Source organism: Pontixanthobacter luteolus, from assembly GCF_009828095.1.
GTDB classification, from domain to species: domain Bacteria; phylum Pseudomonadota; class Alphaproteobacteria; order Sphingomonadales; family Sphingomonadaceae; genus Pontixanthobacter; species Pontixanthobacter luteolus.
Window position 1 is genome coordinate 428007 of sequence record NZ_WTYP01000001.1, and the last position, 22838, is coordinate 450844.

General features: G+C 59.7%; 24 protein-coding genes and 1 pseudogene. 16 read left to right on the forward strand and 9 right to left on the reverse strand.

Annotation, left to right across the window (positions count from 1 at the left end; all coding sequences use genetic code 11):
* Positions 1-63 precede the first annotated feature (63 nt).
* The 3 genes from GRI43_RS01975 (at position 64) to GRI43_RS01985 (ending at position 4268) form a co-directional block, all read left to right on the forward strand.
* Positions 64-1002: a D-2-hydroxyacid dehydrogenase gene (locus tag GRI43_RS01975; protein WP_160729423.1), complete on the forward strand. Its 939-nt coding sequence runs from the start codon at positions 64-66 to the stop codon at positions 1000-1002.
* Positions 1003-1143: 141 nt separating this feature from the next.
* Positions 1144-2799: an acetolactate synthase large subunit gene (locus tag GRI43_RS01980; protein ID WP_160729424.1), complete on the forward strand. Its 1656-nt coding sequence runs from the start codon at positions 1144-1146 to the stop codon at positions 2797-2799.
* Positions 2800-2825: 26 nt separating this feature from the next.
* The gene (locus GRI43_RS01985; RefSeq protein WP_160729425.1) at positions 2826-4268 is read left to right on the forward strand and encodes an aldehyde dehydrogenase family protein; all 1443 of its coding nucleotides are present in this window, start codon (positions 2826-2828) and stop codon (positions 4266-4268) included.
* Here the strand turns inward: GRI43_RS01985 and GRI43_RS01990 are convergent.
* Positions 4265-4636 carry a hypothetical protein gene (locus GRI43_RS01990; protein WP_160729426.1) on the reverse strand — a complete coding sequence of 124 codons (372 nt, stop codon included), beginning with the start codon at positions 4634-4636 and terminating at the stop codon, positions 4265-4267. The genes GRI43_RS01985 and GRI43_RS01990 overlap by 4 nt on opposite strands.
* On the opposite strand from GRI43_RS01990, the gene GRI43_RS14085 reads away from it, so the two are divergent.
* The 4 genes from GRI43_RS14085 (at position 4635) to GRI43_RS02010 (ending at position 7137) form a co-directional block, all read left to right on the forward strand.
* Positions 4635-4814 (forward strand): hypothetical protein, encoded by a 180-nt coding sequence (locus tag GRI43_RS14085; RefSeq protein ID WP_160729427.1) that lies wholly within the window; start codon positions 4635-4637, stop codon positions 4812-4814. The genes GRI43_RS01990 and GRI43_RS14085 overlap by 2 nt on opposite strands.
* 310 nt (positions 4815-5124) lie before the next feature.
* Entirely contained in the window at positions 5125-5616 is a 492-nt protein-coding gene (locus tag GRI43_RS02000; protein WP_338089995.1) for a S24 family peptidase, read from the forward strand.
* Position 5617: 1 nt separating this feature from the next.
* Positions 5618-6352, forward strand: a complete 735-nt coding sequence (locus tag GRI43_RS02005) for a class I SAM-dependent methyltransferase (RefSeq protein ID WP_160729429.1) — start codon at positions 5618-5620, stop codon at positions 6350-6352.
* Between the two features lie 143 nt (positions 6353-6495).
* Positions 6496-7137 (forward strand): MBL fold metallo-hydrolase, encoded by a 642-nt coding sequence (locus tag GRI43_RS02010; RefSeq protein ID WP_160730587.1) that lies wholly within the window; start codon positions 6496-6498, stop codon positions 7135-7137.
* Between the two features lie 6 nt (positions 7138-7143).
* On the opposite strand, the gene GRI43_RS02015 is transcribed toward GRI43_RS02010, so the two are convergent.
* Entirely contained in the window at positions 7144-7536 is a 393-nt protein-coding gene (locus GRI43_RS02015) for an MAPEG family protein (protein ID WP_160729430.1), read from the reverse strand.
* Between the two features lie 222 nt (positions 7537-7758).
* On the opposite strand from GRI43_RS02015, the gene rpmF reads away from it, so the two are divergent.
* The 5 genes and pseudogenes from rpmF to GRI43_RS02040 all read left to right on the forward strand — a co-directional run.
* A complete protein-coding gene (rpmF, locus tag GRI43_RS02020; RefSeq protein WP_160729431.1) occupies positions 7759-7938 on the forward strand; it encodes a 50S ribosomal protein L32 in 180 nt (59 codons plus the stop codon).
* A 24-nt stretch (positions 7939-7962) separates the two neighbouring features.
* On the forward strand, positions 7963-9024 hold the full coding sequence (gene plsX, locus GRI43_RS02025) for a phosphate acyltransferase PlsX (protein WP_160729432.1): 1062 nt from the start codon (positions 7963-7965) through the stop codon (positions 9022-9024).
* Positions 9021-9986, forward strand: a complete 966-nt coding sequence (locus tag GRI43_RS02030) for a beta-ketoacyl-ACP synthase III (protein ID WP_160729433.1) — start codon at positions 9021-9023, stop codon at positions 9984-9986. The genes plsX and GRI43_RS02030 overlap by 4 nt, the downstream gene beginning before the upstream one ends.
* A 110-nt stretch (positions 9987-10096) precedes the next feature.
* The gene (locus GRI43_RS02035) at positions 10097-10396 is read left to right on the forward strand and encodes an integration host factor subunit alpha (RefSeq protein ID WP_160729434.1); all 300 of its coding nucleotides are present in this window, start codon (positions 10097-10099) and stop codon (positions 10394-10396) included.
* A gap of 3 nt (positions 10397-10399) precedes the next feature.
* Positions 10400-10651, forward strand: a pseudogene (locus tag GRI43_RS02040) (MerR family transcriptional regulator); the annotation flags it as partial.
* A gap of 407 nt (positions 10652-11058) precedes the next feature.
* Here GRI43_RS02040 and smc read toward each other — a convergent pair.
* The 4 genes from smc to GRI43_RS02060 form a co-directional block, all read right to left on the reverse strand.
* Positions 11059-14484: a chromosome segregation protein SMC gene (smc, locus tag GRI43_RS02045; RefSeq protein ID WP_160729435.1), complete on the reverse strand. Its 3426-nt coding sequence runs from the start codon at positions 14482-14484 to the stop codon at positions 11059-11061.
* Between the two features lie 37 nt (positions 14485-14521).
* Positions 14522-15274 carry a thioredoxin domain-containing protein gene (locus GRI43_RS02050; RefSeq protein WP_160729436.1) on the reverse strand — a complete coding sequence of 251 codons (753 nt, stop codon included), beginning with the start codon at positions 15272-15274 and terminating at the stop codon, positions 14522-14524.
* A gap of 95 nt (positions 15275-15369) precedes the next feature.
* Complete coding sequence (locus tag GRI43_RS02055; RefSeq protein ID WP_160729437.1) at positions 15370-16038, reverse strand: thioredoxin domain-containing protein; 669 nt, start codon at positions 16036-16038, stop codon at positions 15370-15372.
* A 9-nt stretch (positions 16039-16047) separates the two neighbouring features.
* Entirely contained in the window at positions 16048-16641 is a 594-nt protein-coding gene (locus GRI43_RS02060) for a DUF721 domain-containing protein (RefSeq protein ID WP_160729438.1), read from the reverse strand.
* 29 nt (positions 16642-16670) lie between these two features.
* Here GRI43_RS02060 and GRI43_RS02065 point away from each other — a divergent pair, with 29 nt between their 5' ends.
* A complete protein-coding gene (locus GRI43_RS02065; protein WP_160729439.1) occupies positions 16671-17708 on the forward strand; it encodes an NUDIX domain-containing protein in 1038 nt (345 codons plus the stop codon).
* Positions 17709-17719: 11 nt separating this feature from the next.
* Here GRI43_RS02065 and GRI43_RS02070 read toward each other — a convergent pair whose 3' ends face one another.
* Positions 17720-17941 carry a hypothetical protein gene (locus tag GRI43_RS02070; protein WP_160729440.1) on the reverse strand — a complete coding sequence of 74 codons (222 nt, stop codon included), beginning with the start codon at positions 17939-17941 and terminating at the stop codon, positions 17720-17722.
* A 115-nt stretch (positions 17942-18056) separates the two neighbouring features.
* Between GRI43_RS02070 and GRI43_RS02075 the strand changes: the two genes are divergently transcribed.
* The 3 genes from GRI43_RS02075 to GRI43_RS02085 are packed head-to-tail and all read left to right on the forward strand — an operon-like array spanning position 18057 to position 20942.
* Entirely contained in the window at positions 18057-19361 is a 1305-nt protein-coding gene (locus GRI43_RS02075) for a serine hydrolase domain-containing protein (RefSeq protein WP_160729441.1), read from the forward strand.
* Between the two features lie 7 nt (positions 19362-19368).
* Positions 19369-20250, forward strand: a complete 882-nt coding sequence (gene nudC, locus GRI43_RS02080) for an NAD(+) diphosphatase (RefSeq protein WP_235903573.1) — start codon at positions 19369-19371, stop codon at positions 20248-20250.
* Positions 20247-20942 carry a DsbA family oxidoreductase gene (locus GRI43_RS02085; protein ID WP_160729443.1) on the forward strand — a complete coding sequence of 232 codons (696 nt, stop codon included), beginning with the start codon at positions 20247-20249 and terminating at the stop codon, positions 20940-20942. Before nudC ends, GRI43_RS02085 begins: the two co-directional genes overlap by 4 nt.
* Positions 20943-20960: 18 nt before the next feature.
* On the opposite strand, the gene GRI43_RS02090 is transcribed toward GRI43_RS02085, so the two are convergent.
* Positions 20961-21356, reverse strand: coding sequence for a DUF1489 domain-containing protein (locus tag GRI43_RS02090; RefSeq protein WP_160729444.1), 396 nt, complete (start codon positions 21354-21356; stop codon positions 20961-20963).
* On the reverse strand, positions 21356-22807 hold the full coding sequence (gene mgtE / locus GRI43_RS02095; protein WP_160729445.1) for a magnesium transporter: 1452 nt from the start codon (positions 22805-22807) through the stop codon (positions 21356-21358). The genes GRI43_RS02090 and mgtE overlap by 1 nt, the downstream gene beginning before the upstream one ends.
* Positions 22808-22838 lie beyond the last annotated feature (31 nt).

Sequence of the window (22838 nt, forward strand, 5' to 3'; positions counted from 1 at the left end):
TTACTTGACGCGGACGCCCTGCCGCTGCTCCGGTGTGCCGCAAGCATTGGAGGCTTCCCCAGTATGACTATTGCCGTTCTCAGCAGCCTGATCCGCCCCATGGTAGAGCCGCACCTTCCAGACAGTGTGGAAGCCCACTTTTACACGTCGGTCGCGGAAATGCACGAGCTGGCACCGAAGGCGGAAATCGGCTGGTTCGATCTGGAAGACCAGAAGCCCATGATCGAAGCCGTCAAGCTGGCGAAAAATTTGAAATGGCTCAATTCAATTTACGCCGGGCTCGATTTTCTGCCGCTCGACCTGCTGCACGAACGCGGAACGAAGATCACCAACGGCATCGGCATCAATGCGATCGCGATTGCCGAATATGTCGTGATGGGGATGCTGAACATCGCCAAGGATTATCGCACCATCGTTCGTGCGCAGGATCGTCACGAATGGCTGATGGACGCGCCGGGCAAGATCGAGCTGGCCGGGACACGCGCGCTGCTGCTGGGCTTTGGCGGCATTGGCAAACAAGTGAAGCCGAGGCTCGAAGGGTTCGGTGTGGAGGTTGTGCCGGTGCGCCGGTCGGGCGGCGATGGTGCGCTTGGGCCCGATGAATGGCGCGACAAGCTGGGCGAATTCGACTGGGTGATCCTGGCTGTTCCCGCAACGAGGGAAACCGAGGGCATGATCGGTGCGGAAGAATTTGCGGCGATGAAGGAAACTGCAGTCCTGGTAAATGTCGCCCGGGGCACAGTGGTGGACCAGCCGGCGCTCATCAACGCGCTGCAGAAGAAATCAATCGCATCGGCAATGCTCGACGTAACCACGCCGGAACCGCTGCCGTCGGACCATCCGCTATGGGGACTTGAGAATGCCCATATCACGATGCACCTTTCCGGACGCGCGCAGAATTCCATGTTCCGGCGATCTGCCGAACGCTTTGTCCAGAATCTCCAAGCCTACGTTGCAGGCGGTGAGATACATCCCGTGTTCGATCCGGTTCTCGGTTACTGACACAGTGGGCAAGGCAGTGACAGGCTGCCGCGGGTTGGATAGTAAAGCTTAAGTCAGGCTGCTCCGGCACGGATCGGGGATGCCAATGGTCGCGCAATTCATCACACGGTGCCCACCCGGGCATCGTCAGGGGGGACGACCATGACCGACACGAAGAAAGCTTCTGATCTTTTCATCGAATGCCTGGAAGAAGAGGGCGTTGAATACATCTTCGGCGTGCCGGGGGAAGAAAACCTCGATTTTCTGGAATCGCTTTCATATTCAAAGACCATCCAGCTGGTCCTGACGCGGCACGAACAGGGTGCTGGCTTCATGGCGGCGACATATGGCCGGCACACAGGGAAAACCGGTGTCTGCCTGGCGACACTTGGACCGGGTGCGACCAACTTCGTGACCGCTGCGGCTTATGCCCAGCTTGGCGGAATGCCGATGCTGATGATTACGGGTCAGAAACCGATCAAGAAGTCCAAGCAGGGCCGTTTCCAGATTCTCGACGTGGTCGACATGATGGGACCGATAACGAAATACGCGCATCAACTGGCCGCTGGGGACAACATTCCCAGCCGCGTGCGCGAGGCATTCCGCCTTTCCGAAGAGGAAAAGCCCGGTGCGACCCATCTGGAATTCCCGGAAGACATCGCGGAAGAACACACATCCGCGCAGCCGCTGAAATCCTCTGTCGCACGGCGTCCGTCGGCCGAGCACAAGGCGGTGCGCCTCGCGGTGGAAGCACTGGAAAAAGCTAAGGCCCCCATTCTGATCATCGGTGCCGGTGCAAACCGCAAGATGACCGGCCGGATGCTGCGCCAATTGATCGAAAAAACGGGCATCCCGTTTGTCTCAACCCAGATGGGCAAGGGCGTGGTCGACGAACGGCATCCGCTGTTCCTCGGCTGTGCAGCACTTTCGGCAGGGGATTTCTGCCACCGCGCAATCGAGGATGCCGATTGTATCGTCAATGTCGGGCACGATGTGATCGAGAAACCGCCATTCTTCATGCAGCAAGGCGGAGCCACGGTGATCCATGTTTCGATGAACACCGCAGAAGTCGATCCGGTGTATTTTCCCCAGATCGAGGTGATTGGGGACATCGCGAACGCGATCTGGCAGATCAAGGAAGATATCGTACCGCAGGGCAAATGGGATTTTGCCAAAATGCTTGATTACCGCAAGGCGGAAGAAGCGCACACGGCACCGCTGGCGGATGATACACGCTTCCCGATATTCCCGCCTCATCTGGTGCAGGAAATCCGCGAGGCGATGCCGGAAGACGGCATCATCTGCCTCGACAACGGGGTCTACAAAATCTGGTTTGCGCGCAACTATACCGCGTATCTTCCCAACACGGTGCTGCTCGATAATGCCCTCGCGACGATGGGTGCAGGCCTGCCATCAGCCATGATGAGCGCGATGCTGTATCCCGACCGCAAAGTCATGGCGATATGCGGCGACGGCGGGTTCATGATGAACAGTCAGGAGATGGAAACCGCGGTCAGGCTTGGCCTCAACATGACCGTTCTGATCCTGCGCGATGATGCATACGGTATGATCCGTTGGAAACAGGCGAATATGGGTTTCAAGGATTTTGGGCTGACTTACGGCAACCCGGACTTTGTCCAGTATGCGGAAAGTTATGGCGCAAAAGGGCACCGGGTCGAAAGCTCGGAGCACCTGAAGGAACTGCTTGCCCATTGCCGCGACACGCCTGGCGTCCATCTGATCGACTGCCCTGTCGATTATACGGAAAACGACCAGATCCTGAATCACGACATCAAGGAACTTTCCGCAAAGCTCTAGGATTGTCGCGTTAAAGGAGGCCGAAAATGGTCAAGCTCAAGGATACATACCCGCTCTACCTCAACAACAAGGCAGCGCAGCCTAACACCGACCTGGAGGTGACGGATAAGTTCACCAACGAGGTGGCGTTCCGTACTGCACTCGCCACGCCGGATGTGATTGATGAAGCGATTGCAGGTGCTGTCCGTGCGGCAGAGCCGATGGCAAAAATGGCCAGCTACGAACGGCAGGATGTGCTGCAGCACTGCGTGAAGCGGTTCCGGGAGCGGTATGACGAGTTGGCCTATTCACTGTGTGTCGAAGCAGGCAAGCCAATCAACGATGCCGAGGGGGAAGTCGACCGTTTGATCGACACCTTCAAGATCGCGGCGGAAGAATCCGTCCGCAATTACGGAGAGGTGCAGCCGCTCGACATCTCTGCGCGCGCCAAAGGGTATATGGGCATGTGGAAACGCGTGCCGATCGGTCCGTGCAGCTTCATCTCGCCGTTTAATTTCCCGCTCAATCTGGCGGCCCACAAGATCGCACCGGCGATCGCTATTGGCTGCCCGTTCGTAATGAAACCGGCCAGCAAGACACCGCTAGGCGCGATCATCATGGGCGAGGTTCTGGCCGAAACCGATTTGCCGGAAGGGGCATTTTCGATCCTGCCCGCCAGCCGCGACGGGGCCGATCTGTTCACCACCGACGACCGGCTCAAGCTGCTCAGCTTTACCGGGTCGCCCGGGGTTGGCTGGGACCTGAAGGCGAAGGCCGGCAAGAAGCCCGTGATCCTGGAGCTGGGCGGCAACGCCGCCGTGGTGGTCGACAGGGATGCGGACCTGGATCACGCGCTGGAGCGGATCATTTTCGGCGCATTCTACCAGTCCGGACAAAGCTGTATCGGCGTGCAGCGCATCATCATTCACGAAGATGTTTATGACGAATTTCGTGACATGCTGATCGGGAAGACGAAAAGCCTCGTTTCCGGCGATCCGAAAAACCGTGACACATTTATCGGGCCGATGATCTCCGAAAGTGAGGCCAAGCGGCTCAAAGGCTGGATCGACGGCGCGGTAGAAGCCGGTGCGACGCTGCTGTGCGGCGGCGAACGCGACGGCAACATGCTGCAGGCTACCTTGCTGGAGAATGTCGATACATCTTGCGACGCATACCGCGAAGAGGCGTTCGGCCCGATGGCGCTGCTGAGCAAGTTCTCCGACTTCGGCAAAGCGTTGAAAGAGGTCAACGATTCCAAATTCGGTTTGCAGGCCGGCGTCTTCACGCGCGACATCCACAAGGTGCTCGATGCGTGGGACGAACTCGATGTTGGCGGCGTGGTTGTAAACGACGTGTCATCTTACCGCGTCGACAACATGCCCTATGGCGGGGTCAAGGATTCCGGACTGGGCCGTGAGGGCATCCGCTTCGCGATGGAAGACATGTCCGAAATCCGCAACCTCGTCATTCGCCGCGAGAGCGCGGGCTAGCCGTCCAGCAGCAACAGCAGTTCGCATTCAACCAGCATCCGCGGTTCAGGCAACTGGCTGTGTTCAACACTGATGATTGCCGCGTCAGCGACCAGCTGGCCGGAAAGGGTGAACTCGTGATCGGGCAGGGCGGCGACGAAGTTTTCGCCCGCTTCGACTGCGGCATCGCCTGCAAAGACCAGCTGCACGGTGTGCCGGGTGCCGGAAAACGTGATGCTGGCCCATCCGCGTTCCTGATGGTGGGCAACCTCGCCATGCCCTTCGGCAAGGACCAGCAACGCAGTGCGCAGCCGTTCACCGGGACCGCGCCGTGCCCGGCGTGGTGACAATTCGACCCGCTTTTCTGCAAACATGGTTTCAGCCGACATGCGCATGCTCCTGGTCATAGCTGCGGATGAATTCCTGAACCCGGCGTTCCGTGTCGCTGCGGGGGATGCGACCATTGCGAAGGTCAAGCACGAAGCGGGGATCATGGGTTGCCAGGCGACCGAATTTGGTTGCGGGCATCCCGGTTTGACGAAGGAATTTCTCGATATTGCGGATTAGCATGCGGGTCCTCTGCGATTGGATTGCACGGGTGAATCGCGGGTGCTGAAAGGCAGCGATTCGGCTGAATGCCCGAGTCGTCGCCGCCGAAATCCTACTTGTCTAGGAAAAATACATCGTGTAGGTAGGAAAAAATCGGCAATGAGGACAAACTATGTCGGACGCACGGGATCGCTTACTGGAACTATCGCAAAGCAGAGGCTGCTCTCTGGCTCGGCTGTCAGAGATGATTGGCCGAAATCCAACATACCTTCAGCAGTTTATCCGAAAAGGTAGCCCGCGAAAACTGGAGGAGGAGGATCGGCGGGAATTGGCCGAGTTTTTCGGAGTGGCCGAATCGGAATTGGGAGGGCCGGAGGAAAAATCCTATAACCCGTCTCGCCCATTGCCTCTCCAGAGCGATTGGGTCGATGTGCCGCGTCTTCCGCTGAGTGCGTCTGCCGGGCCGGGCCGCGCGGCGGGAGCAGAGATCCCGTTCGACAATTTCAGGTTCTCTCGCAAATGGCTGCGCGAACAGGGTCTGGACGGATCGTATCTCTCCGCAATCGCGGTCGAAGGCGATTCGATGGAGCCGCTGCTCCGCGCCGGGGATGAAGTCCTGGTCGACCGGTCGCCCAAGCCGTTCCGCGACGGTATCCATGTCGTCCGGTTGGACGACAGCCTGCTGGTGAAGCGTGTTGCCTCGCAAGGCGGGGGGCGGTTATCGCTGTTGAGCCAGAACCTGTCCTATCCGCCAATCGAAGTGCGGGCGGACGATGTCGAGATTATCGGCCGGGTGGTGTGGAAGAGCGGGAGGCTTTGACATGGGGGTACGCTACGATGCGATCGGCCTGGATTACGCCAAGCTGCGTCAGTCCGATCCCCGCATTGCTGCGGCGATCCAGTTGGCATTGGGCGGCGCGCAGACGATCTTGAACGTTGGGGCGGGTTCGGGCTCTTATGAGCCGGAGGACAAGGACGTCACAGCGGTCGAGCCTTCATCAGAGATGATCAGTCAACGTGCAGCATCAGCCGCGCCGGCCGTGCAGGCGAGCGCCGAAAGTCTGCCCTTTGCCGATGACAGTTTCGATGCATCGATGGCGGTTCTGACCATCCATCACTGGTCCGATCAGCCAGCGGGGCTGGCGGAAATGCGCAGGGTTACGCGGGGGAACATCGTGCTGCTGACCTTTGACCCTGCATTTCGCGGCTTCTGGCTGACCGATTATTTTCCCGACCTGATCACTCTGGATGAAGGGCAGATGCCCGCAATGGATGACTATGAGCGCTGGCTCGGGCCCGTCGAAATCTCTCCTGTGATGATCCCGCATGACTGCACTGACGGTTTTTTGAGCGCGTATTGGCGGCGCCCTGCAGCGTATCTGGATGACCGTGTTCGGCGTGCCATGTCGTCATTCTGGGCGCTTGGCGATGTCAGCGAACAATTGGCGGCGCTGCGTGCCGATCTCGAATCGGGCGTGTGGGAAGGGCGCTACGGTTCGCTGCTGGCGAAGGACGAAATCGACTGCGGTTACCGTCTGGTAGTGGCGAGACCCTGATCCAACGCCGTTGACCTGGCCGTGCATGGGGCACGGCGCTGGGGCTGGCGCGGTGGGGCATACTGGGGCCTGCGGTGGGACTTGCATCATACCTCTGCAGCCGCCACATCACCAACATGACTGAAACATCCGCAATCCCCCCGATGAAAGCCGCCATTATGCCGGTGACACCGCTGCAGCAGAATTGCTCGCTGATCTGGTGCACCAAGACAATGAAGGGCGCTTTGGTCGACCCGGGCGGTGATCTGGAGAAACTGAAAGCGGGCGTTGCGAAAGCCGGGGTGGAACTGGAGAAAATCCTGATCACGCACGGCCATATCGATCATTGCGGCGAAAGCGGTGTGTTGGCGAAGGAGCTCGGCCTGCCGATCGAAGGCCCGCATGAAGCCGACCGGTTCTGGATTTCGCGGCTGGGCGAAGACGGCGCGAAATACGGCATTCGCGGGGAAGTTTTTGAACCGGATCGCTGGCTGGACGATGGCGACACGGTAACCGTGGGCGATCTGACGCTCGAGGTCATTCACTGCCCCGGTCACACGCCCGGCCACGTGGTTTTCTTTCACCGGCCGAGCAAGTTCGCGGTGGTTGGCGATGTGCTGTTTCAGGGATCGATTGGGCGCACCGATTTCCCGATGGGCAACCATCAGGACCTGATCGATGCGATCACGCAAAAACTGTGGCCGCTGGGCGAAGACGTGACGTTCATCCCCGGCCACGGCCCGGTCAGCACCTTCGGTCACGAACGCAAAACAAACCAGTTCGTCAGCGATTACGCCCTGAGCTAAACAGGTTTAAATTACCCTCGCAGCAATCAGCACCGCAGCTACCGACAGGCCGAGAAGGGTGAGCATCGTGATCGCAACGCCGATCATGCGCGGTTTGCCGACTTCTTCGTTGTCCATACCGACCGTGTGCGCCACGCGTCCAAGAACATAGAATGCGGCAACATAGCCGAGCCACTGCGCGCCTTTGCCCGATAATTCGATTCCGGCGATCAGAAACAAAATGAACGGCGCGCTTTCAACGAAATTGAGCTGTGCGCGCATCCTGCGGACCAGATGCGGATTGTCGCCGTCACCATGCGCGATGTGCGCCTTTGCGCGAATTTGCCCGGTGCGGACCATCATCCACAGGGTCAGAATGCCAGCGGCGGCGGCTGTGCAAAGTGTTACTGGTAACAGCATTGGTGGTCCCTCTCTCATGCCCCGAAATGCAAAAACATCGGTGCAGCGGTGCTAGTGAGAATGTGCAATCGTTGCAATGCGCGGGTTGCATGCGCGCCAATATGGGTTATAGGGCGCGTCTTCCCGTCATGGCCGGGCCTGATTCCACGCACTTGTGCGCGGATGTGGCTTCGCCTAGAGCGGCTTTAACAAACTGCAGTTTATCAAGGAACAGGTGCCGCTATGGCTGTCCCTAAGAGAAAAGTATCGCCGCATCGTCGTGGCATCCGTCGTTCGCACGATTCGCTCAAGCCGGAAGCATTCCATGAATGCTCCAACTGTGGCGAGCTCAAGCGTCCGCACAATCTGTGCAACGCTTGCGGCCACTACAACGGACGCGAAATCGTCGCTGTCGGTCTTTAAGACCGTTTTTCGGAGATTGCGCTCATGAGTCTGCCGCGTATCGCTGTTGATGCGATGGGCGGCGACGAAGGCGTGCGCGTGATGATCGACGGCGCTGCCGAGGCGCGCCGCCGACATGACCAGTTCCAGTTCCTGTTGGTAGGTGACGAGGCGCGAATCAAAACCGCTCTCGATCAACATCCCAACATGCGTGGGGCTTCCGAAATTCTGCATTGCGATGATGTGGTGGGCGGTGATGAAATCCCCACCCAGGCGCTTCGCCGTGCCAAGACCACATCGATGGGTCTTGCGGTGAATGCCGTCAAGCAAGGTGACGCCGGCGCTGCAGTCAGCGCGGGTAACACCGGTGCATTGATGGCGATGAGCAAGCTTGCCTTGCGCACGATGCCTGGGATCGATCGTCCGGCTCTTGCTGCGGTCATGCCCACTCTCGAAGATGATGATGTGATCATGCTCGACCTCGGTGCGAATACCGAGGCTGACGCGCGCAACCTTGTCCAGTTCGCGATCATGGGTGCTGCGTATTCGCGGATTATCCTGGGCCGCCAGCCGCGTGTACGCTTGCTCAATATCGGCACAGAAGAGATCAAGGGTTTCGACCGTCTGCGCGACGCGGCCAGTGAGTTGCAAGCAGCGGCACCGGGGCTGGATTTCAGATTTGATGGCTATGTCGAATCGGACAAGATCAATCGCGGCGAAGTCGACGTGGTGGTTACCGATGGATTCTCCGGTAATATCGCATTGAAAGCGATCGAAGGCACGGCACGGTTCGTTACCGACCTGCTACGCAATGCCTTCACCAGTTCGCTGCGTTCCAAGATCGGCTTTCTCGTTTCGCGTCCCGCGACCGAATTGCTGAAACACCACCTTGATCCGAACAATCATAACGGCGCGGTATTCCTGGGGCTGAACGGCGTTGTCGTGAAAAGCCATGGCAGTGCAAATGCCGCAGGTGTCGCGAATGCGGTCACTGTCGCCGCGAAACTGCTGGAAGACAATTTGACCCACCGTATCACCAGCGATCTGGCTGAGCTGCAGGCACGCCGCGCCGATGAAAGCGCCGGTGAAAGCGCCGCCGCAAAGTGATCCGTTCAGTCATCATCGGAAGCGGTTCGGCCCTGCCGGGACGTGCTGTCACCAATGCCGAATTGGCAGAGCGAGTGGACACGAGCGACGAATGGATCGTCGAACGAACCGGTATCCGCCAGCGTTACATCGCGGGTGAGGGAGAGACCACTTCTACTCTCGCGACAAAGGCTGCGGAAAAGGCAATGGAAGCTGCCGGTGTCGCGGCGAAGGACATCGATCTGATCGTGTTGGCCACTGCCACACCCGACCAGACTTTTCCCGCCACCGCCACACAGGTTCAACATAATCTGGGCTGCAATGGCGGGATCGCTTTCGATGTCGCGGCTGTGTGTTCAGGTTTTCTCTATGCCATGGCAACTGCCGACTCGATGCTTCGTACAGGCATGGGCAAGCGTGCTCTGGTCATCGGCGCTGAAACATTCAGCCGTATTCTCGACTGGGAAGACCGGACCACTTGCGTATTGTTTGGCGACGGTGCCGGTGCGCTCGTTCTAGAGGTGCAGGACGTGGACGATGGCGGCCCGGGCATCATCGATACAAAACTGCATGCCGATGGCGCCCATAACCAGCTGCTTTATGTTGATGGCGGGCCGTCAAGCACCGGAACGGTCGGTAAATTGCGCATGAAGGGCCGCGAAGTGTTCCGCCATGCAGTGGTCAATTTGGCCGATGTTCTCAAGGAAGCACTCGCATCGAGCGGCTTCACGCCGGGCGATATCGACTGGGTGGTGCCGCATCAGGCAAACGCGCGGATACTCGATGCGACTGCTCGCAAACTCGGGCTTCCGGCGGAAAAAGTGATCGTCACTGTTGACCAGCACGCCAACACCTCAGCCGCATCCGTACCGCTCGCGTTCGACGTCGGCATCCGCGATGGCCGGATCAAAAAAGGCGATCTCGTGATGTTCGAGGCGATGGGCGGCGGCTTTACTTGGGGCGCCTCTCTCGTCCGCATGTGAATGAAAATGCATTTTCTGGCTAAGATAATTTGCCTGAATGCGATTTTCTGGTTACATATTAAGCCATAAGATAAAAATTTCCGGGTCGCGTCCGGTAAGGGAGTGAGCGAATGTCTCGATCAGTGAGCACACTGACAAGGGCCGATCTCGCCGAAACGATCAATCGCAAGATGGGATTTTCTCGGGCGGAATCGCTCGATCTGGTGGAATCAATTCTCGCACATATGTGCGAAGCCATGTCAGATGGTGAAAATGTGAAGATTTCCGGTTTCGGAAGCTTTATTCTGCGCGACAAGAAGGAACGTGTTGGCCGAAACCCGAAAACGGGTGTCGAGGTGCCGATTACTCCGCGCCGCGTCATGACCTTCCGCGCAAGCCAGCTGCTTAAAGAACGAATAGCCAAGGGATAAAAAATGAGCGCGCAATTCGAGGATGGAAAAGACGAAGGCGCGCTTCGTACCATTGGTGAAGTCAGCAAGGCGCTGGGGATAAAGACTCACGTCCTGCGTTATTGGGAACAACAGTTTCCCATGCTGGAACCGCTTAAACGAAGCGGCGGTCGGCGATATTATCGCAGCGAAGACGTCGAGTTGATCGAAACGATCGACCGGCTGGTCAATCATGAAGGTTACACTCTGAAGGGCGCCAAAAAAGCCATCAGGGATGCCTCGAACAGCCAAGCGAAAACTACGGACGGCACAGAACCGGTAGATGATTCTGGCGCAGACATTCCCGGCACCGCCGACACAACCGGTGTCGATTCGCGCGCAAACGATGGCGGAACTGCGGAAACGGAGAGCAGTATAGTGACTTCGACGCCCCCTTTCATGTCCAGCGCTGACAGCCCCATCGCGGTGGACGGCGGCGTAGGGGATTTCTTCGGTAAGCCGGCGGAGAGCGAAGCGGAGCAAGACACCGCGTCGCCGCAAGAATCGAATGAGCCCCAGGCGGAAACGCCGGCGCTGACCACGACCGAGCCCGAAACGCATACCGACGCCGTGCCGCGCGCGGAAATTCTCGCGAAATTGAAGGCGTTGAGGGCAAATCTGGCCGACGCACTCGCGGCCTGATCCTACTCCGCAGCGAGCAGATTTTCTGCCGCACCCAGATCCACGCTGACTAGCCGGGATACGCCCTGTTCGATCATGGTCACGCCAAACAGGCGGTGCATACGGCTCATGGTCACGGCGTTGTGCGTGACAATCAGATAGCGAGTGTCGGTCTCAGCCGCCATCGCATCCAGCAAATCGCAGAAACGGTCGATATTGGCATCGTCCAGCGGCGCGTCGACTTCGTCGAGGACGCAAATGGGTGCCGGATTGGTAAGGAACAGCCCGAAGATCAGGGCGATCGCGGTCAGCGCCTGTTCGCCGCCTGATAGCAAGGTGAGCGATTGCAGCTTCTTTCCGGGTGGCTGTGCATAGATCTCCAATCCTGCCTCAAGCGGATCGTCGCTGTCGATCAGCGCCAGATGCGCCTGCCCGCCATTAAACAGCCGCGTGAACAGGCGCTGGAAATGCGTATCAACTTGTTCGAACGCAGCCTTCAGTCGTTCGCGCCCTTCGCGGTTCAAATTGCCGATTGACCCGCGTAGCCGGTTGACGGCCTCGTGTAGTTCCGCCTGCTCCGCCGCGCTGGAACCGTGTTCCTGTTCGATCTTTGCCAGTTCTTCCGTGGCGACCAGATTGACCGGACCAATGCGCTCGCGGCTGGCGTTCAGCTTCTCGAGTTCTTCGCCCTCAAGGCCGGAATTTCCAACCTCATCTGATTCGAAACCGAATTTCTGTGCCAGCATTGGTGGCGGGCACTGGAACCGCTCGCCCGACACGCGGGCCATTTCAGATCGGCGCGCTTCCTCGCTTTCGGCGCGCGCAGCCAGGCCGGCCCGCGCTTCGCGTGCGGTTGCCAGCGCTTCGTTCACTTCGGCAAAGCGGCGGTCGGCTTCTTGTGCGGTTTCCTGGGCCTCAGCCACAGCAGCCTCCGCATCGGCAAGCTCCTGAGTCAATCTGGTGCGCACTGTGTCGCCCTGCTCAATTTCGCGCATCAGGCCTTCCGGCTTGGCCGCGAACACCGCTCGCTCTTCCGCTATCTCTTCGAACCGCCGGGCCATATCAGACAGACGCTGAGCCGCTTCGCCGGATCGGGTCTGCCAATTGGCCATGTCGCTGCGCTGCGCTGCTGTTCGTTCGCGGGCAACGGCGAGCGCCTGATCATGGGCGGCGAGCGTTGCGGTGGCTGCCTGCAGCGCGGACCGTGCAGCCTCGTGTTTCGCGCGAGTCGCCTCGAGAGACGCTCGCCCGGTTTCAGGATCGGGCAGGGCGGATTTCCGGTCTTCGGCTGCCTTCAGGTCCTGTTCCGCCTGTCTTTGCTGGTCGGCAAGTTCGGACTTCGCCGCTTCAAGCTCTTTCAGCCGGAAAGCGATCCTTTCGCGGGCCGTCTCGGCCTGATCCAGTGCGCGCAGGGCCTGCCGCTCTGCCTCGGAAGCCTCGGCGACATCGCGTTCTGCCGCCACAAGTGATTGCTGCAATTCGGTCAGTTCACGCTGCGCCTCGGCCTGTGCATTCTCTGCCTGCTCGGCTGCCTTCTGCTTTTCCGGTATTTCCGCTTCGAGCTGCGCAAGCCGGTTTTCAGCCTCAAGCCGCGCGGCTTCTGCAGCGCCTTCCCCGCGTGCCACGAAGCCATCCCATCTCCGCAAATGTCCGCCGAGGGTTACCAACCATTCGCCCGGGCCAAGTTCCCGCCCGTCATCAGTGTCCGTGACATGGACCAGAGCGAGGCGAGCCGCCAATTGATCAGGGCACGCGGTCACATATTTAACGAGGCTGTCGTTCACCGGTTTCGGGGCTGCTCTGCCAGTCCAGAAACGCCCTTCGCTGCCCGCATCGGGGCTGCCGAGAGGTGCCTTGGCATCACGCCCGAGCACCGCGGCAACGGCCCGTTCATAGCCCGGCTTCGCGCGTACTTCGTCGAGTGCGGTGGGCAGCCCGCTACGCTGTGCCCGCTGCCGTTCGCGCGCGTCACGGTCCCGCACGAGCGCGTTCAGTTCCCGCTCGATACCGGCCAGTTCCGCCTTGGCGCTGGCCAGGGCGCTGCCGGTTTCATCGCGGGCTGTTTGCAGCGCCTGTTTGCTGGCGCGCATATCCTCCAGCTTGTTTTTCAGGCGAGCGACATCCTTGCCTGCATCCTCGGCATTGGCTTTTGCCTCCAGAACCGCCTGCTCCGGGTCGCCAGATGATGAAAGGGCAGCTCGTGCTTCTTCCTGCCGCGAGGTTTCGGCACGAACGCGGTCCACGCGGCTGCGGGCCTGAGTGATTTCGGCTTCGGCCACCCGCCATTCTGCTTCGACCCCCGCGTGATCGGCAGTTGCCTTCGCAAGCGCCAGTTCGGCGCTGCGACCAGCGCGTTCTGCATCTTCCAGAGTCGCTGCAAGTATCGGGCGACGTTGTTCATCTGCGGCGAGGGTTTTTTCGTTGCCGGAAAGCTCTTTCTCCAACCGGGCGAGCGCCTCTGCGGCATCTTTGGTCAGCCGGTCGGCATCGCCGCGATCTTCCTCCAGCCGCGCCTTTTGCCGGTCGAGATCGGCAAGCCGCTGCTCCGCCGCTTCCAGCTGAGACGTTAGCGCGGCCATTCGGTGACCGTGCGCGCTGGCATCGTCGCGGCGGTCGGCCTGTTCCTCGCGTGCTTCGGCGAGCACCTTGGCTGCTTCATGCTGCGCTTTCTGGACTTCGGCGCTTTCGCCCTTTGCCACATTCACGCGCTGTTCGGCAGTTTCGGCCTGCTTGCGGGCGGCATCTGCAGCCGCGGCGGCATCACGCCAGCGCGCAAACAGCAGGCGGGCTTCGGCCACGCTGATCTGTTCCGTCAGCTTCGTATAACGTTCAGCCTGCTTCGCCTGTCGCCTGAGCGAAGCCATTTGCGAATCGAGGCCTGCCATCAGGTCTTCCAGCCGTTCGAGATTCTTCTCTGTGGACCTGAGTTTGCTTTCTGCATCACGCCGGCGAACATGCAAACCTGCGATGCCGGCCGCCTCTTCCAGCATTTGGCGGCGTTCGGCAGGTTTGGCGGCAATGACTTGTGCGATCTTGCCCTGACTGACCAATGCGGGGCTGTGCGCGCCAGTGGCGGCATCGGCGAAGGTAAGCGAAACGTCCTTCGCCCGCACATCGCTGCCGTTAACGCGGTAAGCGCTGCCGGCTCCGCGCTCGATACGGCGCATGACCTCCAGCTCTTCGCCGAAATCGTCCTCCGCATGAAGGACGACCTCGGCAAAATCGCGTTGAGGGCGGGTTTCGGTGCCCGCGAAGATCACATCTTCCATCCCGCCGGACCGCATGGATTTGGGTGAATTTTCGCCCATCACCCAGCGGATCGCCTCAAGCAGGTTGGATTTGCCGCACCCGTTTGGTCCGACAACACCGGTCAGCCCCGGTTCGATGCGCAATTCGGCTGGCTCTACGAAGCTTTTGAAGCCACTGAGCTTGAGCCGCTTTATGAGCATCGCTGGCGCTGTCCCCCCTCTTCGTTGCTAGGCGCCCTTAGCGAGCGCCCGCGCGTTGCAGCTCAGGTTCGATCTGAGTCCAGGAATTGGCGTCAAGCTTGCGCCCGTTGATGAAGAATGTCGGCGTACCGGTAACGTCGAGTTCGTTCGACTGGGTCGTCGAATTCTCAGCGATCTGCTTGTACTTGTCGGCATCTGCGAGGCACTGGCGCGCTTGATCCGTGCTGAGGCCGCGAGCCGCGAAGAAGTCGTAGAAACCGCCGATTTCCGCCAATTGTACAAGTCGCTGATCTTCAGGAAGAGTGAGCGATTGCTCGACCGCTTCGGCGTTGTCGAAGATTGGCTGGAGCACCTGCTGGAGGTTCGTCCAGACCTGATCCGATAGCGGGTGGAAACTTTCTTTCGCCCCGCAGCGGACCATCGTTGCCAAGGCAAGATCATGCGGCCCGTGGATCTGGTTGCGCAGTTCGAAACTGACCCGGCCTGTGCTGACATATTCCGACTTAAGCTGTTCTGCGCCATTGGCCGCGAAGGCAGCGCAGGCAGGGCAGGTAAGCGAAGCGTATTCGATGACCTTGATCGGCGCGTCGGGGTTGCCGACGATATAACCATCCGATTCCGACACGTTGACGATGTCGGTCCATTGCTGACCAGCCGGAGCCTCGATCGGGGCGATGGGCTCTGATGTAGCCGCGCCGCCTTCAGGCGCGCTGTCGCAACCGGCCAGTCCCAAAGTGAACGGGGCGGCGAGCGTTGCAAATGCCAGCTTGCGGAAAGTCGTGGTCGTCATGTCAGGTTCCTCTTGCGAATGGGAAGGCTATACGATGGGGGGGAAGGGTAAAGCAGGCAGGGGCGCTATCCACAGCTTCTCCCCCGTCTTATCCCTCAATAAAGCGTGTTGAGATGCTGTTCCAGCGGCTGCCAGCCATGCACATTTTCCAGCAGTGCTCCGTTAACCACGAAGCTGGGTGTGCCGCGCACGCCGAAATCGGTCATGTCCTTTTGCGTATTCGAGCTGAGCCTGTCGGCCAGGGCCTGATCGCTGAGGCATTTGTCCAGTTCCGGCCGGCCATAGCCGCGGGTTTCCATCATTTTGTAGAAGCCTAGCGCAGATGCCATCGACTGCCTGCCAGATGCGCTGCCGTTCAGCCACTGGGCCAGTTGGGCGTCCGATGCCTTGCGCGCTTCGCCAAGCCATGTGCCCTGCTTGGTCATGAACATGGTGTGGTTCTGCAGGAATTTGCTGTTGTCGCCGCATTGCACCAGCATCGTCGCCGCGAGATCGACATCGTTGCGGATGAATGACCGCACTTCGAATTTCATTTTGCCCGGCCCGATATAGGCTAGCTGTAGCGGTGCCTCGCCCTGAATGGTGAAGTCGGCGCAGTGAGGGCAGGTGTAGCTGACGAATTCGATCAGGTGGACATCGGCATCGGGATTGCCGATTTCGTATCCGCGATCAGTCTCGACGACATTGGTGTTCCAGTTGCCATTGGCACCCACGCTGAGGAATGCTGCCACCACCAGGCCGGCTGCACGAACAAACTGCTTCACAAAAATCCCCTATCTCTCATTTTCCGCCTGGTTTCCCAGGCTGCGGGCAAGCGATTCCAGAACGGTACGGAGTTCCGGGTCACCCACATCGCGCAGACTTTCCCCGAGTTCCATCGGGATCGGCTTTAGCGACGGCGGTGCACTGCTGCGCCTTTCATCAGACGGAGGCTTAACCGAGCCTTGCCGGATTTTGACCTTGGTAACTGCCTGATACCCGAAAAACCGGTTCACTCGCTCCATGATTTCCGGGATCACATGCTGGATCAGCGGGGCATGGGCGGGCAAGACGACAAGCTGCAGGATGCCGTTTTCCTTGTCACCGGGCGGAAAGCGGATCGCCTCGGGCGCGCAAACCTTTGCATGGTGCGGGCCGACAATTTCGGGCCAGCGGGTGACGACAGACGATTGCACAAAGCCGAAGCGGCGAAACGCCGTCCGCCCGATTTGCGGCATCAATTCGGAAATGGATTTGGCCGCGCCGCCACGGGGGCGTTCGTATTTCTGGCCATATTTCGCTTTTCCGGCCCTCGGCTTCGCGGATTTCAGTCCGCCAGCTTTTGCAGCGGCACCTTTTGCCTTCGAAGAGTCGCTATCCCGTTCCATCGTGCGGCAGGCCATGCCATAGCCGCGGCGTGACTGCCAGCATGGATATGATCGGAGGGGAGCTGCTCGCATGGTATGACCGCCATGCGCGTGATTTGCCGTGGCGCGCGCTTCCCGGGAAGCCGGCGCCGGACCCCTACCGGGTCTGGCTGTCCGAGGTGATGCTGCAGCAGACAACCGTGGCGGCGGTGAAGCCGTATTTCGCGAAATTCACACAGCGGTGGCCAACCATAGCCGATCTCGCGGCGGCGCCGGAAGAAGAGATCATGGCTGCCTGGGCGGGCCTGGGATATTATTCGCGCGCTCGAAATCTTGTGAAATGCGCACGCGTTGTCGGGGAGGCAGGAGCGTTTCCCGAAACCGAGGCTGGTCTGCGCGAACTGCCCGGGCTTGGCGTTTATACGGCGGCAGCGGTCGCTGCGATCGCGTTTGGTCGGCGGGCTGTAGTGGTTGATGCCAATGTCGAACGGGTGGTTTCCCGCCTGTTTGCGATTGACGAGCCTTTGCCGGGCGCACGCAAGGCCATCCGCGAAAAAGCCGACGCGATCACGCCTGATGCCCGCGCAGGTGATTTTGCGCAGGCGATGATGGATCTGGGATCGGGAGTGTGTTCGTCGCGCAATCCGGTTTGCAGCCTTTGCCCTCTAAATGCGCATTGCGAGGCCCGCAAAACCGGGGAGCCAGAGAGGTTTCCGGTCAAGGCACAGAAGAAACCGAAGCCGAACCGGACCGGGACCGCATTCTGGATTGAGTGCGCCGGTCATGTCTGGCTTGAGACCAGGCAGGGGAACGGCATGCTCGCCGGAATGCGCGCGCTACCCGATGATGGGTGGACTGCACGAAGCGATGGCACTGGGCAGCCGCCCGTAGACGCTGACTGGCAAGCAGCAGGCGCCGTACGCCACACATTCACTCACGCACATCTGGAACTGTCTGTGAAAATCGGCCAGGTCGACGCCGCCCCTGCAGACCGCGAAGGGCAATGGTGGCCCTTAGGCGAACTTGGCGAAGCGGGCTTGCCGACGCTGTATGCCAAGGCCGCACAGCTTGCCTTAGCCGGGCGTTAGCCAGCCCTTGGTCAGATGATGCCGCCACCAAGGCTGAGGCGGATGACCGCGATGATGAACACGATCAGGCAGAAATTGCGTCCGCCATTGCTCGATGAAAGTGCGCCGATGCCTGCGCCAAGCACGGCAATGGGCAGGACGATCCAATTGCCCCACCCAAGCAGCGGGATGGCTGAAGGTATGGCGAGAACAAGGGCGACGATCCCGATGAGGATAGAGATGATATTGAACATGTGTGTTATATAAGTAGCACACTTCGCCTGTTCAAGGGTGAAAAGCATGCAATTGACCGTTCAGGATCATTCCCCCAAACAGCTGCAAAATATATTTCCAACAGAGGATCCGGCCATGGCGTTTCGCAATTTCAACGATCAAGAATTTTCCCGCCGTTCTTTGCTGCGGGGCGGCGCATGGCTGGGTGCGGGTGCTGCCCTTTCCGCGCTGCCGATGGGTCGCATGGCATTGGCGCATGGCGGCCATTGGCCCAATGTGTTGGCGACGGTGGAAGACTACGTTGCATCGGGCAAGGTGGCCAATATGGTGGCAACGCTGGGCTGGGGGCAGAACGCGCCTGACGTGATTGCGCGCGGAACGCTTGCCTTTGGCGGCAGCACCGAAGCCGATACTGACAGCCTGTATCGCATCTATTCCAACACCAAACCTGTCACCGGCATGGCCACGATGATGCTGATCGAAGACGGCGAAATTACATTGGACACGCCGCTTTCCGAAATCCTTCCTGCGTTCGCAAACATGCAGGTGCAGAAGGAATATGACGGCAGCATAGGTGAAGAAAACCTCGAACCTGCCAAGACGGAAATCACCATCCGCCATATGCTGACGCATACTGCTGGCCTTGGTTACGGGATCATCCAAAAGGGTCCGATCAAGGATGCATACGAGCAGCATGGTCTGATCCCGGGACAGGTCAGCAGGTTGCCGATACCTGGTTTGGGCCGCGGCAATCCGGTCGACAGTCTTGAGAAATTCGCAGATGGTCTGGCCAAGCTCCCGCTGGTTTATCAACCCGGTACAAAATGGAGTTATTCGGTTGGTCTCGACCTATTGGGTCGGGTGATCGAAGTTGTCTCGGGTATGCCGTTCGACCGTTTCCTGAGCACCCGCCTGTTCGAACCGGCGGGCATGAACAGCACATATTTCCGCGTACCTCAGGCACAGGTCGGCCGTCTGACCACCAATTACGGGATCATGAACGGCACTCCGCTGCCGATCGATCCGGGCATGGCCTCGATCTATCTCGACAAGCCTGCCTTCCCATTCGGCGGTGCAGGGCTGGTCAGCAGCCCGGCAGATTTCGACCGGTTCCAGCGGATGCTCGTTGGCCTTGGCGAGATCGATGGAGTGCGGGTGATGAGCGAAGAGGCTGTTCGCCTTGGCACCAGCAATATTCTGCCAGAAGCTGTCGATCTCAGCGGTACTTGGGTGGCGGGCCAAGGGTTCGGTGCTGGCGGCCGTGTCACCGGGTCAACCTATGGCTGGGGCGGTGCTGCCGGAACCACCGCATTCTGTGATATCGAGAGCGGACTTCGTGCGGGCAACTTCACACAGTACATGCCAGCCGAATCTTATGGCATCCAGCGGGAATTCCCCGATCTGGTGCTGAAGGATCTGGCAGTTCTGCAGGGCGCATAATCCAGTGATGACGAAACCGATTGCATTCACCGGTTCGCGTTTGGACCGGGCTGATAATCTGCGCGCTGATCCCGAGGCGATTGCCGGAATGATGAACTGGCGCGCACGGCTCCTCAAACTCGACGGGCTGATGCCGGAAATCGGAGATGCAGGCGAGCTGGTGTGGGGAACGCTGGCCGACGCAGCAGAAGATGCGGAGCTGGTGTTTCTGGGGCTGGACGATGGGAAGCCATGCTTTGCTGCCGTCCCTGCGCAAGGCGATGCGAGCCCGCGTATGGCGAACCCGAATCTGTGGGCAATCATGGCCACGCTCAGCGCCGATGATCTGGCGATCTATGGCGGCGCGCGCAGTATAACGGACTGGCACGCACGCCACCGGTTCTGTTCTGCATGCGGTTCCGACACTTCGATCGCCAAGGGCGGCTGGCAGCGAAATTGCGGATCGTGCCAGACCCAGCATTTCCCCCGGACAGACCCGGTCACGATCATGCTGGTGGAACATGATGCGAAGCTGCTTCTTGGCCGCGGCCTCGGCTGGCCGGAGCGGGCGTATTCGGCGCTTGCCGGCTTTGTCGAGCCGGGTGAAAGTATCGAGGAAGCCGTGGCTCGCGAAGTCCTTGAGGAAACAGGCGTGGTTGCAGGCAATGTCGAATATATCGCCAGCCAGCCTTGGCCGTTCCCCTCGCAACTGATGATGGGGTGCTATTCGACTGCAGAGGCGCCTGAAATCACGCTCGACACCACGGAGCTGGCCGATGCCCGCTGGTTTACGCGGGAGGAAGTGCGTGCAGCGATGAACGGTGATGCAGGCGCGCCGATAAATACGCCGCCGCGTCAGGCAATCGCGCATCACCTGCTGAACTGGTGGCTCAACAAGGACCCGCAATGACCGATCAGACACCGCGCAAAATGACCATCGACATCTATTCCGACGTCATGTGCCCGTGGTGCATCATCGGCTACGGCCAGCTGAAAAAAGGGCTGGCTCAACTGGAAGGTGAGATCGAGGCGGAAATCCGCTGGCGGCCGTTTGAACTGAATCCGGATATGCCCCAGCAGGGTGAAGAGCAGGCCGAACACATCGCCCGCAAATATCGCCGGACTGCGGAAGAAACGCAGGCCGTGCGCGGTCAGATGCGCAGCGTCGCGCAGCAGGCGGGGGTGTCTCTCGACTATGACGGTGAAGGCGAGGCACCGCCCGCGATGATGTGGAACACGTTCGACGCGCACAAGGCGCTGTCATGGGCGCTCCACACTCACGGACCGCAGGCTCAGCACCGGCTGAAACTCGCGCTGTTCGAGGCGCATTTCAACAAGCGGCGCAATATCGGCCAGCGGCAGGTTTTGCTCGATGTTGTTGCTGAAACCGGCCTTGATCGGACGGAAGCGGAACGGGCGCTGGATGACGAACAGATTGCCCGGCATGTCAGGGCCGAAGAGGCGCAGGCATTCGATCTGAATATCACCGGCGTTCCGGCGATGATCGTTGACGGCAAAATGTTGATCCCGGGGGCGCAGGCACCAGAGGTCTACGCCAACGCGCTGCGCAGGGTGGCCGCGAAATTTCCGGCCAGCGGTTAAAGCCGTTTCGAGGCCAGTTTAAACCAGCCCAAGCTTGCGCAGTTTGTTCTGCAGTTTGCCCGGCAGCACATCGCCGCTCTGTTCGTTCTCGGCCAGATCGCGCGGGGCCTTGTCTTCTTCCATATATCGCCAGCCCTGATGGGCCCTCTTGTACCGCGCCTCAACCAGGATAAGGCGCGGCTCAAGGATGATATTCCAGCGCCCGTCGTCGCGCTGGCGGAATTCCTTGATCGGGCTGCGGGCGCAGATCGAATGATCATGAATCCAGTAAAGCGATCCGCCCTTCATTTCCTCATGCCGCTTGGGCAAATAGCGCGTGGTCATTACCGCGCCGTCAGGCTGCCCTTCGACCCAGGCGCGCAGCGTGTGAATACTTTCGCTGCGATAGGCGATCTTGGTCATGTTTAGCGGCATCAGTTTGCCAAGCCGGCGGCCACCGCCAATCCAAGGAATGCAAAGAAGCCCATCGAATCGGTGATCATCGTAACGAACACCGAACTGGCAACCGCGGGGTCCTGCTTCAAACGTTCGAAGATCACCGGAACCATCACCCCGGCAAGACCGGCGGTCACCACGTTGATGACCATGGCCAGCGCGATTACGGCGCCCAGCATCGGGGTGAATATTGCACCAGTTGCCAATCCGATCAGAACAGCGATGGTCAGCCCGTTGAGGATGGCAACGCGCAGTTCGCGCCACAGAATGCGCATCGTGTTCGCTTCGGTCAGCTGGTTCATCGCGATCGCGCGGACCGCCACGGCCATTGTCTGGGTGCCGGCATTACCGCCGATGCTGGCGACAATCGGCATCAGGATGGCGAGTGCGACCAGTTTCTCGATGGCAGCGCCGAAATAGGCGATGATCAAGCTGGCGATCAGCGCAGTGCCAAGGTTGGCGATCAGCCAAGTGACGCGGGAACTATACGCTTCCCGAATAGGTTCGTTGATGTCGCCGTCGCCCGCACCGGACATCAGCAGGGCGTCTTCGCTCGCCTCTTCGGAAATGATGTGGACGACGTCATCCACCGTCATCTGCCCCACCAACCGTCCGCTTTCATCGACCACGGCGGCAGAAATCAGTGCGTATTTCTGGAACATCAACGCGACTTCTTCCTGATCAAGGCTGACCGGGATCAGGGTTTGGTCGCGTTTCATCACGTCGGAGAGGGCGATATTTCGCGGTGTGCGCAGGATCCAGCTCAGCTGGCAGGTGCCGACCGGGTGATGCTTGTGATCGACGATAAAGACTTCGTAGAAATCATTGGCGAGATCGACGTTTTCGCGCAGGAAATCGATCAAGCCCCCCACGGTCATATGCTCAGGCACCGCCACAACTTCGTGGCTCATCAGGCGGCCGGCGGTTTCTTCCGGATACGCCAGCGCGCTTTCGATCGCGACACGATCTTCATCGTCCAGCTCGGCCAGAATGGCTTGCTGGTCATCCTCGTCGAGATCTTCGATCAGCTGGACGGCATCGTCGGTGTCCAGCTGTTCGGCGATTTGCGCTACAGCCTCGGCTGGCAGCGCTTCCATCATGTCTTCGCGGACGTAATCGTTGAGTTCCGCGATGACGTCGCTGGACATCAGGTCGGTAATCGCCTCGGCCAGCGTATGCCGGTCATCACGGTCGAACAGTTCCAGCAAGTCGGCGATGTCGGCCGGGTGTAGCGGTTCCACCAGATCGTAGACCCGCGACTTGTCTCCTTCGTCCAGCGCATCGCGCACCGAACGGACATAGTCAGCCTTCAGGGTGTTTTCCTCGTCGAGACGTTCATCATCGATCCGGTCATCGGGACGCGCGCTTTCTTCCGCCGGTTTATCGGCGATCATCAGCTCTTCATCGTCCTGATAAGTCTCGTTCCCCATGCCGCTCGTCTAAGGGGGCGGGGGTGAAAAG